Annotated in this window: 11 protein-coding genes; 6 read left to right on the top strand and 5 right to left on the bottom strand. The window is 56.5% G+C overall.

The genetic code is table 11. The annotated features are described in order from the left end of the window. Positions 1 to 194 precede the first annotated feature (194 nt). From arcB to lptF, 3 genes are all read right to left on the bottom strand, one after another. Positions 195 to 2,528, bottom strand: coding sequence for an aerobic respiration two-component sensor histidine kinase ArcB (arcB, locus tag KIF87_RS12125; RefSeq protein WP_213328854.1), 2,334 nt, complete (start codon positions 2,526 to 2,528; stop codon positions 195 to 197). A 135-nt stretch (positions 2,529 to 2,663) separates the two neighbouring features. Next, on the bottom strand, positions 2,664 to 3,746 hold the full coding sequence (gene lptG / locus KIF87_RS12120) for an LPS export ABC transporter permease LptG (protein ID WP_213328853.1): 1,083 nt from the start codon (positions 3,744 to 3,746) through the stop codon (positions 2,664 to 2,666). Continuing rightward, complete coding sequence (gene lptF, locus KIF87_RS12115) at positions 3,746 to 4,846, bottom strand: LPS export ABC transporter permease LptF (RefSeq protein ID WP_213328852.1); 1,101 nt, start codon at positions 4,844 to 4,846, stop codon at positions 3,746 to 3,748. The genes lptG and lptF overlap by 1 nt, the downstream gene beginning before the upstream one ends. A 266-nt stretch (positions 4,847 to 5,112) precedes the next feature. On the opposite strand from lptF, the gene pepA reads away from it, so the two are divergent. From pepA to ahr, 5 genes are all read left to right on the top strand, one after another. After that, positions 5,113 to 6,624 carry a leucyl aminopeptidase gene (pepA, locus tag KIF87_RS12110; protein ID WP_023309366.1) on the top strand — a complete coding sequence of 504 codons (1,512 nt, stop codon included), beginning with the start codon at positions 5,113 to 5,115 and terminating at the stop codon, positions 6,622 to 6,624. 118 nt (positions 6,625 to 6,742) lie between these two features. Beyond that, positions 6,743 to 7,186 carry a DNA polymerase III subunit chi gene (gene holC, locus KIF87_RS12105; protein WP_008502815.1) on the top strand — a complete coding sequence of 148 codons (444 nt, stop codon included), beginning with the start codon at positions 6,743 to 6,745 and terminating at the stop codon, positions 7,184 to 7,186. Then, positions 7,186 to 10,041 carry a valine--tRNA ligase gene (locus tag KIF87_RS12100; protein WP_213328851.1) on the top strand — a complete coding sequence of 952 codons (2,856 nt, stop codon included), beginning with the start codon at positions 7,186 to 7,188 and terminating at the stop codon, positions 10,039 to 10,041. The genes holC and KIF87_RS12100 overlap by 1 nt, the downstream gene beginning before the upstream one ends. 123 nt (positions 10,042 to 10,164) lie before the next feature. Beyond that, a complete protein-coding gene (locus KIF87_RS12095) occupies positions 10,165 to 10,668 on the top strand; it encodes a GNAT family N-acetyltransferase (protein ID WP_198886065.1) in 504 nt (167 codons plus the stop codon). Between the two features lie 83 nt (positions 10,669 to 10,751). Continuing rightward, complete coding sequence (ahr, locus tag KIF87_RS12090) at positions 10,752 to 11,771, top strand: NADPH-dependent aldehyde reductase Ahr (RefSeq protein ID WP_029739607.1); 1,020 nt, start codon at positions 10,752 to 10,754, stop codon at positions 11,769 to 11,771. A 92-nt stretch (positions 11,772 to 11,863) separates the two neighbouring features. Here the strand turns inward: ahr and KIF87_RS12085 are convergent, their stop codons facing one another. Beyond that, positions 11,864 to 13,510: a dihydroxyacetone kinase subunit DhaK gene (locus tag KIF87_RS12085; RefSeq protein WP_213328850.1), complete on the bottom strand. Its 1,647-nt coding sequence runs from the start codon at positions 13,508 to 13,510 to the stop codon at positions 11,864 to 11,866. Positions 13,511 to 13,647: 137 nt separating this feature from the next. Here KIF87_RS12085 and KIF87_RS12080 point away from each other — a divergent pair, with 137 nt between their 5' ends. Beyond that, positions 13,648 to 15,150: a helicase HerA-like C-terminal domain-containing protein gene (locus KIF87_RS12080; RefSeq protein WP_213328849.1), complete on the top strand. Its 1,503-nt coding sequence runs from the start codon at positions 13,648 to 13,650 to the stop codon at positions 15,148 to 15,150. On the opposite strand, the gene mnmL is transcribed toward KIF87_RS12080, so the two are convergent. Next, positions 15,130 to 16,071, bottom strand: coding sequence for a tRNA modification radical SAM protein MnmL/YtqA (mnmL, locus tag KIF87_RS12075; RefSeq protein ID WP_213328848.1), 942 nt, complete (start codon positions 16,069 to 16,071; stop codon positions 15,130 to 15,132). The genes KIF87_RS12080 and mnmL overlap by 21 nt on opposite strands. Between the last annotated feature and the right edge of the window lie 567 nt (positions 16,072 to 16,638).

The raw sequence follows: 16,638 nt of genomic DNA, 5'->3' as shown, positions 1-16,638 counted from the left end.
ATAATTTTGATTAAAACGCTATGCTTCACACATTTCACTGATTCATGTAACAAACCATTTAAGATTTGCTATCTTATCTGCGTGCGGCCTAAATTTTTCAGGCAGCGCCCTTTCGAAAATAACTTTAAAAAACAGGCGCAGCCACGATTTCCCTGGTGTTGGCGCAGTATTCGCGCACCCCGGTTAAGCCGGGGTCATTTTTTTCTGGCATCGACCCAGGCTTTAAGCACCGCAACATCGTTTTGCCACTCTTGTTTCATCTCTTCAACCCAATCACCCACGTTATCTTCCCATGCAGGTAAATCAGGCGACTGAATCTGTTGACCCAACTGCTGCAGGTGGCGTAGGCCAACCGAGCCGGCGGCACCTTTAATTTTATGTCCTTCTTCCACAATGCCCTTCTGGTCACGAGCCGTCAGGTTTGATTCCAGCACGCTCAGATAGCCCGGCATCATTTTTTCGAACACCGCCAGACCATCGGTAATCAGTTTCGGGCCGACCAGATCGATGTACTGCTCCAGCATCGCGGTATCGAGTATCGTTTGGGCTTTTGCGCTATCAACAGACGTCATGGTGCTCTCCTCTTCATCACGGGTATCCCAGAACTTCTTAATCATGGCGGTCAGAGCAGGCACCGCCAGCGGCTTGCTGAGTACATCGTCCATACCGGCATCGAGATACTCTTTTTTATCTTTCAGCACGTTCGCCGTCAGCGCCACCAGCGGCGGCAGCTCGTCGGCCGCGTACTGACGCGTCAGCTCACGCGAGATATCCAGCCCGGTCATATCCGGTAGTTGAATATCCAGCAGGACAAGATCGTATTCGCCCGGTTTAAACATCTCCAGCGCGGCCTTACCGGTCATCGCGACATCCACGCTGTTGCCCAGTTTCTCCAGCACAGAGCGCGCCACAATCACGTTCAGCTCAATGTCTTCCACCAGCAGGACGTGCAGCGCAGGCAGCGGCATGTCGTCGTTTTCAAAGGTATCCTCAACCTCCTCCGCCACCGCCGGCGCGTGGACCGTCAGCGTGAAGGTTGACCCTTTACCCGGCTGGCTGGCAACGGTGATATCGCCCCCCATGCTTTTCGCCAGCCGTTTAGAGACCGCCAGGCCAATGCCCGTTCCGGTCGCCGGTTTCCCGCCGTTGCTGTCCTTCACCTGGTAATACATCGCGAAAATTTTGTCCTGCTCCTCCTGTGGAATACCCATCCCGGAGTCTTCCACCTCGAAGTGCAGCATATCGCCTTCGTCAAAGCGGATGCGCACCGCCACCTGCCCCTTCTGGGTAAATTTCACCGCGTTGCTGATAAGGTTCCACAGGATCTGGCGCAGACGCGTGCCGTCAGTCACCACTTTATGCGGCAGCGGCAGGGTTGGCTCCATGACAAAACGCAGCCCCTTCTGCTGCGCCTGCAGGCCGGACAGGTTTTCCAGATCGGCAAGGAAGCTGGTGAAATCAACAGGCTGATTATCAAGCTGAACTTTACGGCGCTCCATCTTATCCATATCAATAATATCGTTGAAGATATTACCCAGCGTGACCGCGGAGACATGGATAGTCTTGAGGTATTTTTCCTGCTCTGCGGTCAGGTCGGTATCCAGCAGAATACGGCTCAGCCCGACAATGCCATTAAGCGGCGTACGCAGCTCGTGGCTGATGGTGGAGATAAAGGTCGTCTTGTCGCGGCTGGCGCGCTCCAGGGCGTCCTGATAGCGCTTACGCTCGGTGATATCGCGGCCAAAGCCCATCAGGCCGTGGCGTTTCCCCACGCGGTCATAGTAGGGCACCTTACGGATCTCAAAGCAGGCTTTGCGTCCGTCCGGGTAATCCAGCCACTGTTCATAGGTCAGCGAGACGTTATGGCGGAATACTTTTTCGTCCGTCTCCATGACCTTGGCCGCCGCCTCTTCAGAGTAAACGTCCTGCGGCTTCAGGTTAATCAGCTGCTTCTCGCTTTTCCCGGTGAGCAACTCCATCGCCCGGTTACAGCCGGAAAACTCTTTATCTTCATTACGGTAAAACACCAGATCCGGCGAAGCATCGAGGAACGACCGCAGGAAAGAGGATTGCTGCTCAAGCTGGATCTGCGTGACCTCGCGCTCTTTCATTTCGATTTTAAGTTGCTCAAGCGTAGCCTGACGCTCGGCCTCCGCCTTCTCACGATCTGAAATCTCCTGGTTCAGTTGCGCAATGTTGTCTTTGAGCTGGACGTTGAGCTTCAGGTCGCGCTCGCGCATCTCTTCCAGTTTATCGACCAGTTTTGACAGACGCTGACGGGACTCTTCCAGTTGTTCAACCACCACGGAAAGGAAATAGACCGCCCAGGGAGTAATGAGCAAGCCAAAGAAGATGGAGCGGATGACGTCGATACTCTCGACCTGACCATGCAGAACCATGGTAACGGCCATTTGCACGACAATGGCCAGAACGACCAGCGCAAGCGCAAGCAGCATGGAGAAACGCACCAGCCCAAGCTTCATCATCAGGTCGACGTAATACTGGGCAAGCATTCGAATTTGCTTCATAGAGGATCCCTTCACGACTTTATCGCTCAATAATACTCAAATTCAGGGCGAGGCGTTGAAGGTTGTGAGAAAAAGTGCGGGGTGAAACAGGAGATTAGCCTCGCTCCCGGTTAACCGGAAGCGAGGAGAGGTCAATCAGGAGCGTTTCAACAACAGCCAGAGGCTGATCAGGAGGAAGCTGGCGCTTGGCAGCAGCGCACCAATGATCGGCGGAATGCCATAAACCAGCGTCAGTGGACCGAAGATCTGGTCCAGCACGTAGAACACAAAGCCGAAGCTGATACCGGTCACGACGCGCACGCCCATCGGCACGCTGCGTAACGGGCCGAAGATAAACGACAGCGCCATCAGCATCATCACCGCCACGGACATCGGCTGGAAGATTTTGCTCCACATGTTGAGCTGATAACGTCCTGCATCCTGCCCGCTCGACTTAAGGTATTTCACATAGTTGTGTAACCCGCTGATGGAGAGCGCGTCAGGATCCAGCGCCACGACCCCGAGCTTATCGGGCGTCAGGTTAGTCTTCCACGTCCCGGTGACCGTCTGAGAACCGGCGATCTGTTTCGGATCGGTCAGGTCAGACTCATCTACCTGGGACAAACGCCACTGTTTTTTGTCGGCGTCAAATTTCGCCGAAGAGGCATGGCGGACTGACTCCAGACGGCGCTGGTCATCGAACGCGTAGATGCTCACCCCACCCAGCTCATCATTCCCATTTACCCGTTCGATGTAGACGAAGTTTTTACCGTCTTTCGCCCATAAACCTTGTTGTGTCGAGAGCAGTGAACCGCCGTACATTGCCTGCGCACGGTAGTTACGCGCCATCTGTTCGCCCTGCGGTGCGACCCACTCGCCAATCGCCATGGTCAACAGCACCAGTGGGATCGCGGTTTTCATGACCGACAGCGCGACCTGCATGCGGGTAAAGCCCGAGGCCTGCATAACGACCAGCTCACTGCGCTGCGCCAGCATTCCCAGCCCCAGCAGCGCGCCCAGCAGGGCCGCCATCGGGAAGAAGATCTGCACATCTTTCGGCACGCTGAGCAGGGTATACATCCCCGCGCCCACCGCGTCATAGCTCCCCTGCCCGGCTTTTTTCAGCTGATCGACAAATTTGATAATGCCGGAGAGCGACACCAGCATGAACAACGTCATCATGATGGTGGTAAAAATGGTTTTACCGATATAGCGATCAAGAACGCCAAACGCCTGCATTAGATGGCTCCTTTACGCGAGAATCGGGCACGTATGCGGCGCACAGGCACCGTATCCCACAGGTTTAATCCCAGCGCCAGTAAGATGTACAGGCTGTTGACGAACCATGTCCAGACCATAGGGTCCAGCTTACCCTTCGCGCCGTTAGAACGAATCGAGGTTTGCAGCAGGAAATAGATCAGGTAAAGCAGCATCGCCGGCAGCATAGAGAGCACGCGTCCCTGGCGCGGGTTCACCACGCTCAGCGGAACGACAATCAGCGCCATCATAAACACGGTGAAGACGAGCGTAATACGCCAGTGGAACTCAGCGCGCGCTCGGTCGGTATCGGTATTCCAGAGGGTACGCATGTCCATTTGCTCGGTATCCGTTGGATCGAGCGCCACCGCCTGATGGCCGATAATGGCCTGATAGTTCTGGAAATCCGTAATACGGAAGTCGCGCAGCATCGCGGTGCCTTCGAAACGGGTGCCTTTGTTCAGCGTCACGACCTGAGAACCATCTTTGCGCTGAGCAAGCTGACCGGAGTCTGCAACCACCACTGACGGACGCGCGTTACCTTTGGGACGTAACTGCGCCAGGAAGACGTCGTTGAATTTACTGCCGTCAACGCTCTCAATAAACAGCACGGAGTTGCCGTCGGTTGCCTGCTGGAACTGACCCTGGGCTAACGCCGCCATGCCGGGGTTGGCTTTCGCCTCGGCCAGCACTTCGTCCTGATGACGGGAAGACATAGGACCCGCCCACATCACATTCACCGCCGCAACAATGCCCGTGAACAGCGCCAGTATCATGGCCGCTTTCACCAGTACGGCTTTACTCAGGCCGCAGGCATGCATCACCGTGATTTCACTCTCGGTGTAGAGTTTCCCAAGCGTCATGAGCAGGCCAAGGAAAAGACTTAGCGGCAGGATGAGCTGCGCCATTTCCGGGATCCCTAAACCAAGCAGGGAAAGCACCAGATTTGTTGGAATTTCGCCGTCAACGGCCGCACCGAGGATCTTAACCAGCTTCTGACAGAAAAAAATCAGCAGCAGGATAAAGAGGATCGCCAGTTGGCTTTTGAGCGTCTCCCGCACCAGATATCTTATGATTATCACTTTAAATACGCCCGTAAAAACCCGTCTCTTTGCAGGAATTTCGCTTGTTTCATGGCTTAAACGTCATTTATTCTCTTGAGTCGTCGAAATCATCGCTAAGATTAAAACATCCAGCGGATTCACGCTTCAGGACTTTTTCTGACGTGTCGAAACCGTAGTAACGTAAGATTAACACGAAGTCACCACAACAGCGGACATGAGTTACGAAAGGTTTCAATTCTATCCGTAGCAGCCGCCGTTGTCTTTAAGATTCAGGAGCGTAGTGCATGGAGTTCAGTGTAAAAAGCGGTAGCCCGGAGAAACAGCGGAGTGCCTGCATCGTTGTGGGCGTCTTTGAACCACGCCGACTCTCCCCGATCGCCGAGCAACTCGATAAAATCAGTGACGGCTATATTAGCGCCCTGCTGCGCCGTGGCGAACTGGAAGGCAAACCTGGGCAGACGCTGTTACTGCACCATGTTCCGAACGTACTGTCAGAGCGTATTCTGCTGATTGGCTGCGGCAAAGAGCGCGAGCTGGATGAACGTCAGTATAAGCAGGTGATTCAGAAAACAATCAATACGCTGAATGATACTGGCTCAATGGAAGCCGTCTGCTTCCTGACCGAGCTGCACGTCAAAGGACGTAACACCTACTGGAAAGTACGTCAGGCGGTTGAAACGGCAAAAGAGAGCCTGTACAGCTTCGATCAGCTGAAGACCAATAAAAGCGAGCCGCGTCGTCCGCTGCGTAAAATGGTCTTTAACGTGCCAACCCGTCGCGAACTGACCAGCGGCGAACGCGCGATCCAGCACGGTCTGGCGATCGCAGCCGGCATTAAAGCGGCTAAAGATCTCGGCAATATGCCGCCTAACATCTGTAACGCAGCGTACCTGGCCTCTCAGGCACGTCAGCTGGCCGACGCCTACAGCAAAAACGTCATTACCCGCGTCATCGGCGAACAGCAGATGAAAGAGCTGGGGATGCACTCTTACCTGGCGGTCGGTAACGGCTCGCAGAATGAATCCCTGATGTCCGTCATCGAGTACAAAGGCAACCCGTCCGAAGACGCGCGCCCGATTGTACTGGTCGGTAAAGGCCTGACCTTCGACTCCGGCGGTATCTCCATCAAGCCTGCCGAAGGCATGGACGAGATGAAATACGACATGTGCGGCGCGGCGGCGGTTTACGGCGTGATGCGCATGGTTGCGGAGCTTCAGTTGCCTATCAACGTGATCGGCGTACTGGCGGGCTGCGAAAACATGCCTGGGGGGCGTGCCTATCGTCCGGGTGACGTGCTGACCACCATGTCCGGCCAGACCGTTGAAGTGCTGAACACCGACGCCGAAGGCCGTCTGGTGCTGTGTGACGTGCTGACCTACGTTGAGCGCTTCGAGCCTGAAGCGGTGATTGACGTCGCCACCCTCACCGGTGCCTGTGTGATTGCGCTGGGCCACCATATCACCGGCCTGATGTCGAACCACAATCCGCTGGCGCACGAGCTTATTGGTGCCTCAGAGCAGGCCGGGGACCGCGCATGGCGTCTGCCGCTGGGTGACGAGTATCAGGATCAGCTGGAGTCCAACTTTGCTGATATGGCGAACATTGGCGGACGTCCTGGCGGTGCGATCACTGCGGGCTGCTTCCTGGCACGCTTCACCCGCAAGTACAACTGGGCGCACCTGGATATCGCGGGCACCGCATGGCGCTCCGGTAAAGCCAAAGGCGCAACCGGTCGTCCAGTGGCGCTGCTGTCGCAGTTCCTGCTCAATCGTGCGGGTTTTAACGGCGACGAGTGATGTAAAACGCCGGGTGGCGGCTTCGCCTTACCCGGCCTACAGCGTCACTCAACCGTAGGCCGGGTAAGCGTAGCGCCACCCGGCTTTGCATTTAAATCCACGACAAGAAGCCCCATATATGAAGAATGCAACGTTCTACCTTCTGGACAACGACACCCATCAGGATGGCCTCAGCGCCGTCGAACAGCTGGTGTGTGAAATTGCCGCAGAACGTTGGCGCGCAGGTAAACGCGTTCTGATTGCCTGTGAAGATGAACAGCAGGCCATTCGCCTTGATGAGGCGCTGTGGGCGCGCCCGCCGGAGAGTTTTGTCCCGCATAACCTGTCGGGCGAAGGCCCGCGCGGTGGAGCACCGGTTGAAATTGCCTGGCCGCAAAAGCGTAACAGCAGCGCGCGCGATATTCTGATTAGCCTGCGGATAGATTTTGCAGATTTTGCCACCGCTTTCACAGAAGTGGTAGACTTTGTCCCTTACGAAGAATCTTTGAAACAACTGGCGCGCGAACGCTATAAAGCGTACCGCCTGGCTGGTTTTAACCTGAATACGGCAACCTGGAAATAATGGAAAAGACATATAACCCACGCGATATCGAACAGCCGCTTTACGAGCACTGGGAACAGCAGGGCTATTTCAAGCCTAACGGCGACGAAAGCAAAGAGTCCTTCTGCATCATGATCCCGCCGCCGAACGTCACCGGCAGTTTGCATATGGGTCATGCTTTCCAGCAGACCATCATGGACACCATGATCCGCTACCAGCGCATGCAGGGTAAAAACACCCTGTGGCAGGCGGGGACTGACCACGCGGGTATCGCGACCCAGATGGTGGTTGAGCGTAAAATTGCCGCTGAAGAAGGAAAAACCCGCCACGACTACGGTCGCGACGCGTTCATCGACAAAATCTGGCAGTGGAAGGCGGAATCCGGCGGCACCATTACCCGTCAGATGCGCCGTCTCGGCAACTCCGTGGATTGGGAGCGCGAGCGCTTCACCATGGATGAAGGCCTATCCAACGCCGTTAAAGAAGTTTTCGTCCGCCTGTACAAAGAAGACCTGATTTACCGCGGCAAACGCCTGGTAAACTGGGATCCGAAACTGCGCACCGCCATCTCTGACCTGGAAGTGGAAAACCGCGAGTCTAAAGGCTCCATGTGGCACATCCGCTATCCGCTGGCCGATGGCGCAAAAACCGCCGACGGTAAAGATTACCTGGTGGTCGCGACCACCCGTCCGGAAACCCTGCTGGGCGATACCGGCGTGGCCGTTAACCCGGAAGATCCGCGTTATAAAGATCTGATCGGCAAATTCGTAGTGCTGCCGCTGGTAAACCGCCGTATTCCAATTGTGGGCGACGAACACGCCGACATGGAAAAAGGCACCGGCTGCGTAAAAATCACCCCTGCGCACGACTTCAACGACTATGAAGTCGGTCGTCGTCACGCCCTGCCAATGATCAACATCCTGACCTTTGACGGCGATATCCGTGAAAGCGCAGAAGTGTATGACACTAAAGGCGAAGAGTCTGACGTTTACTCCAGCGACATCCCGGCGGAGTTCCAAAAGCTGGAACGCTTTGCCGCGCGTAAAGCGATTGTGGCTGCCGTCGACGCACTCGGCCTGCTCGAAGAGATCAAACCTCACGATCTGACCGTGCCGTACGGCGACCGTGGCGGCGTGGTGATCGAGCCAATGCTGACCGACCAGTGGTACGTGCGTGCCGACGTGCTGGCGAAACCAGCTGTTGAAGCGGTTGAGAACGGCAGCATTCAGTTCGTGCCGAAGCAGTACGAAAACATGTACTTCTCCTGGATGCGTGACATTCAGGACTGGTGTATCTCCCGTCAGCTGTGGTGGGGTCACCGTATTCCGGCGTGGTACGACAACGAAGGTAACGTCTACGTTGGCCGTACGGAAGATGAAGTCCGTCAGGAAAACAACCTGAGCGCGGACGTTGCGCTGCGTCAGGACGAAGACGTGCTGGACACCTGGTTCTCCTCCGCGCTGTGGACCTTCTCCACCCTCGGCTGGCCAGAAAACACCGACGCGCTGCGTCAGTTCCACCCAACCAGCGTGATGGTCTCCGGCTTCGACATTATCTTCTTCTGGATTGCGCGCATGATCATGATGACCATGCACTTCATCAAAGACGAAGACGGCAAGCCGCAGGTTCCGTTCCATACCGTCTACATGACCGGTCTGATCCGCGACGACGAAGGCCAGAAGATGTCCAAGTCCAAGGGTAACGTGATTGACCCGCTGGACATGGTTGACGGTATCTCTCTGGAAGACCTGCTGGAAAAACGTACCGGCAACATGATGCAGCCGCAGCTGGCTGAGAAAATCCGCAAGCGCACCGAGAAACAGTTCCCGAACGGGATCGAGTCTCACGGTACCGACGCCCTGCGCTTCACCCTGGCGGCACTGGCCTCTACCGGCCGTGACATCAACTGGGACATGAAGCGTCTGGAAGGTTACCGTAACTTCTGTAACAAGCTGTGGAACGCCAGCCGCTTCGTGCTGATGAACACCGAAGATCAGGACTGTGGCTTCAACGGCGGCGAGATGACGCTGTCTCTGGCGGACCGCTGGATCCTGGCGGAATTCAACCAGACGGTGAAAGCGTTCCGTGAGGCGCTGGACAGCTACCGCTTCGATATCGCGGCGGGCATCCTGTATGAATTCACCTGGAACCAGTTCTGCGACTGGTATCTGGAGCTGGCGAAGCCGGTGATGAACGGCGGTACTGAGGCGGAACTGCGCGGCACGCGCAACACGCTGATTACCGTTCTGGAAGGTCTGCTGCGCCTGGCGCATCCGGTCATTCCATTTATCACCGAAACTATCTGGCAGCGCGTGAAGGTGATTGCAGGCATCAACGCCGATACCATCATGCTGCAGCCGTTCCCGGAATTCGATGCGGCTAAGGTTGATGAAGCGGCGTCCGCGGATACCGAGTGGCTGAAGCAGGCGATCGTTTCGGTACGTAACATCCGTGCTGAAATGAACATCGCCCCTGGCAAACCGCTGGAGCTGCTGCTTCGTGGCTGCAGCGAAGCGGCTGTTCGTCGCATCACCGAGAACAACACCTTCCTTAAGACCATGGCGCGTCTGGAAAGCATCACCGTGCTGCCTGCGGATGACAAAGGTCCGGTTTCCGTGACCAAAATCATCGACGGCGCCGAGCTGCTGATCCCGATGGCAGGCCTGATCGACAAGGACGCCGAGCTGGCGCGTCTGACGAAAGAAGTGGCGAAAGTTGACGTGGAAATTGGCAAAATCGAAAGCAAGCTGGCGAATGAAGGTTTTGTCGCCCGCGCGCCGGAAGCGGTCATCGCGAAAGAGCGTGAGCGTCTGGTTGCTTTCGCCGATGCGAAGACCAAGCTGATTGAGCAGCAGGCGGTTATTGCCGCACTGTAATGCTTTTACCCCTTACGCTTCAGGGCGTAAGGGGTAACCTTCCTGAAAACTCCTCGCTTGCACTCCCCTTTCTGCGGTGCTATTAACAGCAGTTATGTGTGAATTTTTGTAATGAGTAATGCTATGAGCGTGATTACCCCCGTCGCGACGACGATGCGTCGGATCACTGAGCAGGATAATCCGGCTATCGCCGCCGTTATCCGCACCGTTTCTGCCGAATATGGCCTGACGGCTGACAAAGGCTACACGGTTGCGGACCCGAACCTGGACGAGCTTTTCCAGCTCTACAGCCAGCCAGGGCATGCCTACTGGGTAATCGAGCAGAACGGCCAGGTTGTGGGCGGTGGCGGCGTGGCGCCCCTCAGCTGCAGCGAGCCGGATATCTGCGAACTACAGAAAATGTATTTCCTGCCAACGGCGCGCGGACAAGGGCTGGCGAAAAAGCTGGCGCTGATTGCGCTGGACCACGCGCGCAAGCAGGGTTTTACCCGCTGCTACCTTGAAACCACCGCTTTCCTCAAAGAGGCCATCGGCCTGTATGAACATCTGGGCTTTGAGCATATCGATGCGCCGCTGGGCTGTACCGGCCACGTTGACTGCGAAGTCAGGATGCTGAAAAGTCTGTAACTTTCGTTCCTGCCCTCTTCTGTTAAGCGGCTGTAAACTGAATGCTCTACACTCTCAGTTCACACCATAACGGGGGAAACACGATGTCGAAGATAAAAAGCTACGCCGCACCGCAGGCGGGTGCAGAACTTGAGCTGTACGAGTACGATGCGGGCGAACTAAAAGCAGAAGACGTCGAAGTACAGGTTGATTACTGCGGGATCTGCCACTCGGATCTCTCGATGATCGACAACGAATGGGGCTTCTCGAGCTATCCGCTGGTTGCCGGGCACGAAGTCATTGGCCGCGTCGTGGCGCTCGGTAGCGCCGCGCAGGACAAAGGGCTGAAAGTGGGCCAGCGGGTGGGCATTGGCTGGACGGCACGCAGCTGCGGCCACTGCGATGCCTGTATCAGCGGCAATCAGATCAACTGCCTCGAAGGCGCCGTTCCCACCATTCTGAACAAGGGCGGTTTTGCCGATAAGCTGCGCGCCGACTGGCAATGGGTCATCCCGCTGCCGGACAGCATTGATATCGAATCCGCCGGTCCGCTGCTGTGCGGCGGTATCACCGTCTTCAAACCCCTGCTGATGCACCATATCACCGCCACCAGCCGCGTGGGCGTGATCGGTATTGGCGGTCTGGGGCATATCGCCATCAAGCTGCTGCACGCGATGGGCTGTGAAGTCACGGCGTTTAGCTCGAACCCGGCAAAAGAGAAAGAAGTGCTGGCGATGGGTGCGGATAAAGTTGTGAACAGCCGCGATCCTGAAGCGCTGAACGCGCTGGCCGGGCAGTTTGATCTGATCATCAACACCGTGAACGTGGATCTCGACTGGCAGCCGTACTTTGAAGCGCTGGCCTACGGCGGCAACTTCCATACCGTAGGTGCCGTAATGAAGCCGCTGCCGGTTCCGGCGTTTACCCTGATCGGCGGGGATCGCAGCGTGTCAGGCTCCGCGACCGGTACGCCATTTGAGTTGCGCAAGCTGATGAAGTTTGCCGGACGCACCAAAGTGGCCCCGACCACCGAACTGTATCCGATGTCGAAAATCAACGAAGCGATCCAGCACGTGCGTGACGGCAAAGCCCGCTACCGCGTGGTGTTGAAAGCGGATTTTTGATGTGACATTGCCGGGGAATGTGCGGCCTGATGCCCTCACCCCAACCCTCTCCCACGGGGAGAGGGCGCAAACACTAAAAACGGTAACGGTTGTTACCGTTTTGCTTCTACCATGGCCTTAAACACCTCTGCCACCGCGACCGCCCCCGGGTCCATTACGCCGTCCAGATTCTCTTTATTCACATATGACGAGCGCCCTGCTCCGGCTTTCGCCATTTTCGCCGTTGCCTCTGCCCCCTGCTGTGCCGCCTGCGCCGCTGACTGAAGATCTTTTTTCTGCAACGCCTCCAGCGCCGGCTGCAGCGCGTCGATCAGGGTACGATCGCCGAGATCTGCCCCACCGTACTGCTTCATCTGTGTCAGCCCGCTGAGCAACGCCTCCGGCAAAGACCGATCCTCGTGAAGCTTTTGCCCGGCAGCGGTAAAGAAGATCGACATTAGCACCCCGCTCGATCCGCCCATCACCGTGGCCAGCCGCTCACCCACCAGCAGCAGCAGCGTCGATACGTTATCAAGCGGGAGCTTGCGATCCTCCAGGCGCTGCGCAATATCCCGCGCGCCTTGCGCAAAGGTGGAGCCCGTATCACCGTCGCCCACTTTGGCATCCAGCGCGTTCAGCCGGTTTTCCAGCTGGAGCAGCGTGCTGGTCACCGAGGAGACATATTCGCCCACCCGCAGATTGTCCGACGGGGTGTATTCCACGCGATCGTGGATGGCGCTATGCGCCACGGTGCGCAGTGGCGCAAACGCCACGGGCTTCTGCCAGCCCAGCGTTTCAACCTCGGCGTGAATCGCCTTTTCGAAGAAATCGTTGAGCTTCAGCAGCGTGAGCGAAAAGCCCTTCATGTCCAGCGCGCTCACCAGCGGCGCGGGGCCTATCAGGTACGCGATCTCCTCTTTCAGCGCCGAATGCGCCAGCTCTTTGGTCAGCAGCGCCATTTCAAGCGCCGATACGCCGCCAAGATTGTTAATCAATACCGCAAAGCGCCCCTCTCCCGCCTGCGCGCGTAGCGGCGTCACCAGCGTGTCGATAATGGCTTTGCTGTTCTGCGTATCCACGACGGAAGCTCCCGGCTCGCCGTGAATGCCCAAACCCAGCTCAACATGGCCTTGCTTAATGCGCCCCTCTTCCTCGTCGCTGCCCGGCAGGTTGCAGGTTTGCATTGCAACGCCCAGGCTCCACAGGTTGTCGCAGGCCTGTTGCGCAATTTCCCGCACTTCGCTCAACGATTTCCCGTGCTCCGCCGCATAGCCCGCAACCTTATGCACCAGTGCCGTACCGGCAATACCGCGCGGCTGTTTGTTATCGGGCAGCGCGATATCGTCCGCCACGATCACCATCTCCACCTTCAGGCCGTAGCGTTTGGCCTTTTCTGCCGCCAGGCCAAAGTTCAGTCGATCGCCGGTGTAGTTTTTGACGATCAGCAGACAGCCGCGATCGCCCGTGACCGCCACAATGGCATTCAGCACCGCATCCACGCTCGGCGAGGCAAACAGATCGCCACACACTGCCGCCGTCAGCATCCCTTTGCCGACAAACCCGGCGTGCGCGGGTTCGTGGCCTGAGCCTCCGCCGGAGATCAACGCCACGCGGCTTTTGTCCCAGTCGCCGCGCGCGACGATCCTGATGGCCGGATCGATATCAAGTTTGACGAGGTTTGCGTGTGGCGCAGAAAGCAGTATGCCTTCAATGGCATCGTTGACCAGCTGTTTGCGATCGTTAAAGAAGAATCTGGACATAGTTTCCCACTATTTTGTGAACCGTATGCAAAAGCATAGTCCGCGCTGGATAATGCGCCGCAAAGTCAGGAATTTACTCAACCAAATTGCTATCAGGTTGCCTATACTCCACCCAGGACAAAGAGAGGAAGCGCATCATGAGTACACCATTGTTAATTGCCCGGACGCTGGAAAAAGAGCTGTATTTACTGCCCGCGATGGCGAACCGCCACGGCCTGATCACCGGAGCTACCGGGACGGGGAAAACCGTCACCCTGCAAAAGCTGGCGGAGTCGCTTTCGGAGATTGGCGTACCGGTCTTTATGGCTGACGTGAAAGGCGATTTAACCGGTGTGGCTCAGGAAGGGACGGCCTCTGAAAAACTGCTCGAACGGCTGAAGAATATTGGCATCACGGACTGGACGCCGCATAACAATCCGGTGGTGGTGTGGGATATCTTTGGTGAAAAAGGCCATCCGGTGCGCGCCACCGTCTCCGATCTCGGCCCGCTGCTGCTGGCCCGTCTGCTTAACCTCAACGACGTGCAGTCCGGCGTGCTGAATATTATCTTCCGCATTGCCGACGATCAGGGACTGCTGCTGCTTGATTTCAAAGATCTGCGCGCCATTACGCAGTACATCGGCGATAACGCCAAATCCTTCCAGAACCAGTATGGCAATATCAGCAGCGCCTCGGTGGGCGCCATTCAGCGTGGGTTGCTGACCCTGGAGCAACAGGGGGCCGAACACTTCTTTGGCGAGCCGATGCTGGATATCAAAGACTGGATGCGCACCGACGGCAGCGGCAAAGGCATCATCAACATTCTGAGTTCGGAAAAGCTCTACCAGATGCCAAAGCTCTACGCCGCCAGCCTGCTGTGGATGCTCTCCGAACTGTACGAGCAGTTACCGGAAGCGGGCGATCTGGAAAAACCGAAGCTGGTGTTCTTCTTTGACGAAGCGCACCTTCTGTTTAACGACGCGCCGCAGGTATTGCTGGATAAAATTGAACAGGTCATTCGCCTGATCCGCTCCAAAGGGGTCGGCGTCTGGTTTGTTTCACAAAACCCGTCGGATATCCCGGATAACGTGCTCGGCCAGCTTGGTAACCGCGTGCAGCACGCCCTGCGCGCCTTTACGCCGAAGGATCAGAAAGCGGTGAAAGCCGCCGCGCAAACCATGCGCGCCAATCCTGCCTTTGACACTGAAGCGGCGATTCAGGCGTTAGGCACCGGTGAAGCGCTGATCTCGTTCCTTGATGCGAAGGGCAGCCCGTCCGTGGTGGAACGCGCCATGGTGATCGCGCCCTGCTCGCGCATGGGGCCGGTTACCGACGATGAACGTAACGGCCTGATTAACCACTCTCCGGTTTACGGGAAGTACGAAGACGAGGTGGATCGCGAGTCCGCGTTCGAGATGCTGCAAAAAGGGGTTCAGGCGACCACCGAATCGCAGGATGCGCCTGCCGCTAAAGGGCAGTCTGTCGCCGTGGATGACGGTATTCTCGGGGGGCTCAAAGACATTCTGTTCGGCAGCACCGGGCCGCGCGGCGGCAAGCGCGACGGCGTGGTACAAACCATGGCGAAAAGCGCGGCGCGACAGGTCACCAATCAGATAGTGCGCGGCATGCTGGGGAGTCTGTTAGGCGGCCGTCGCCGGTAGACGGGGAACCCACGGGCGGCCAAGCGCCGACCCCTGTACGCCGTTCTCCTGCAGATAGCGGTCGATTTCCACCATCCCCGTCCAGCGGTTCTCACACCATAGCGGTGCCAGAAGCGTTGGACGGCGGGCGCTGGCCGAGATGCGGTGGTAGACGATTTCCGGCGGCGTGTGGCGAATCATCTCCCCCGCCGTCACCGTATAGTCCTCAAGCTCAATTCCGCTTAACCGCCCCGCTTCCCAGGCTTTCGCCATAATGCTTCCCGTAACGATATGCAGCGGGTGCAGCTTAATGCCGTCCACGCCGGTCTCAACCACCTTTTCCAGCGTTTCAAGGCCATGCTGTTGACCTTCACCGGGTAACCCAACAATCAGGTGTGAACAGACCTTCAGCCCTCGCTCACGGGCCAGGCGCGTGGTGCGCTGGTAGCAGGCAAAATCATGGCCACGGTTAATGCGGTGCAGGGTTTTGTCGTGCGCGGTTTGCAGGCCCAGCTCCAGCCAGATCTCGTAGCCTTGTTCTTTGTACTCGCTGAGCAGATCCAGCACCGCGTCCGGTACGCAGTCCGGGCGCGTGCCCACGCACAGCCCAACGATGTTAGCCTGGCTGACGGCCTGCTGATACATAGAGCGCAGCACCTGCGCCTCCGCCCACGTGCTGGTGTAGGCCTGGAAATAGGCCAGATACTGCTTCGCGCGGTTCACCAGGCTGGCCTGATGGGCGAGCTGTTCCGCGATAGATTTATGCTGCTGGGCTTCGTCAGCAAAGGACGCTACGTTACAGAAGGTGCAGCCGCCGCGCCCGATGGTGCCATCGCGATTGGGGCAGCTAAACCCGCCGTGCAGCGTCAGCTTATGAACCTTTTGCCCGTACCGCTGCAAAAGATCCCCACCAAACATATTGACTAATTTCTGTAACTGCATAATCTGATAGACCGTCCCGGAGAAAGGGGACAAGCCTGCCACTTTTAGCCTCTGTCGGCGATGACCTGGATCAATCGCCCTGGACGGCCTTTATCTATATGAATAAATACTCAGGATTACTGCAATTTCATTCACGCTATCCGTGATTACTTTTCCTTATGTTCTGATTGTTTTTTTCATTTATAGCGCCACCACTGAAAAACAGTGGCTTTATGCGGGTTTGCAGCCGATTCCAGATTATTATTCTGCTATAAAACTGCTATTCAGCACGCTACATTGATAATACCGCTTTCATATAGTGAGTCAGATCACACTCCGTTGCGTCCTGTCAGGGCATACAATCAATGTAAAAATAGTTAAATACCCTTTAATTACAATCAGATAAACTCTCTTTAGCACATTTTTGTATAAATAAGATTGCCATTTGACCTGTGTACCAATTCCCGATAAGTTGGAAATCCGCTGGAAGCTTTCTGGATGAGCGGCCTGCTCATCATATTTATGCAGTAATTGAGATTCCCTCTGAAGCAAGTCCTCAAACTTGTTTACCTGCGCGAAAGGATGAAA

The organism is Enterobacter sp. 120016 (assembly GCF_018383635.1).
GTDB classification, from domain to species: domain Bacteria; phylum Pseudomonadota; class Gammaproteobacteria; order Enterobacterales; family Enterobacteriaceae; genus Enterobacter; species Enterobacter asburiae_D.
The sequence above is the reverse complement of the archived record's forward strand: the minus strand, read 5'-3'. Positions and strand labels throughout refer to the sequence as shown.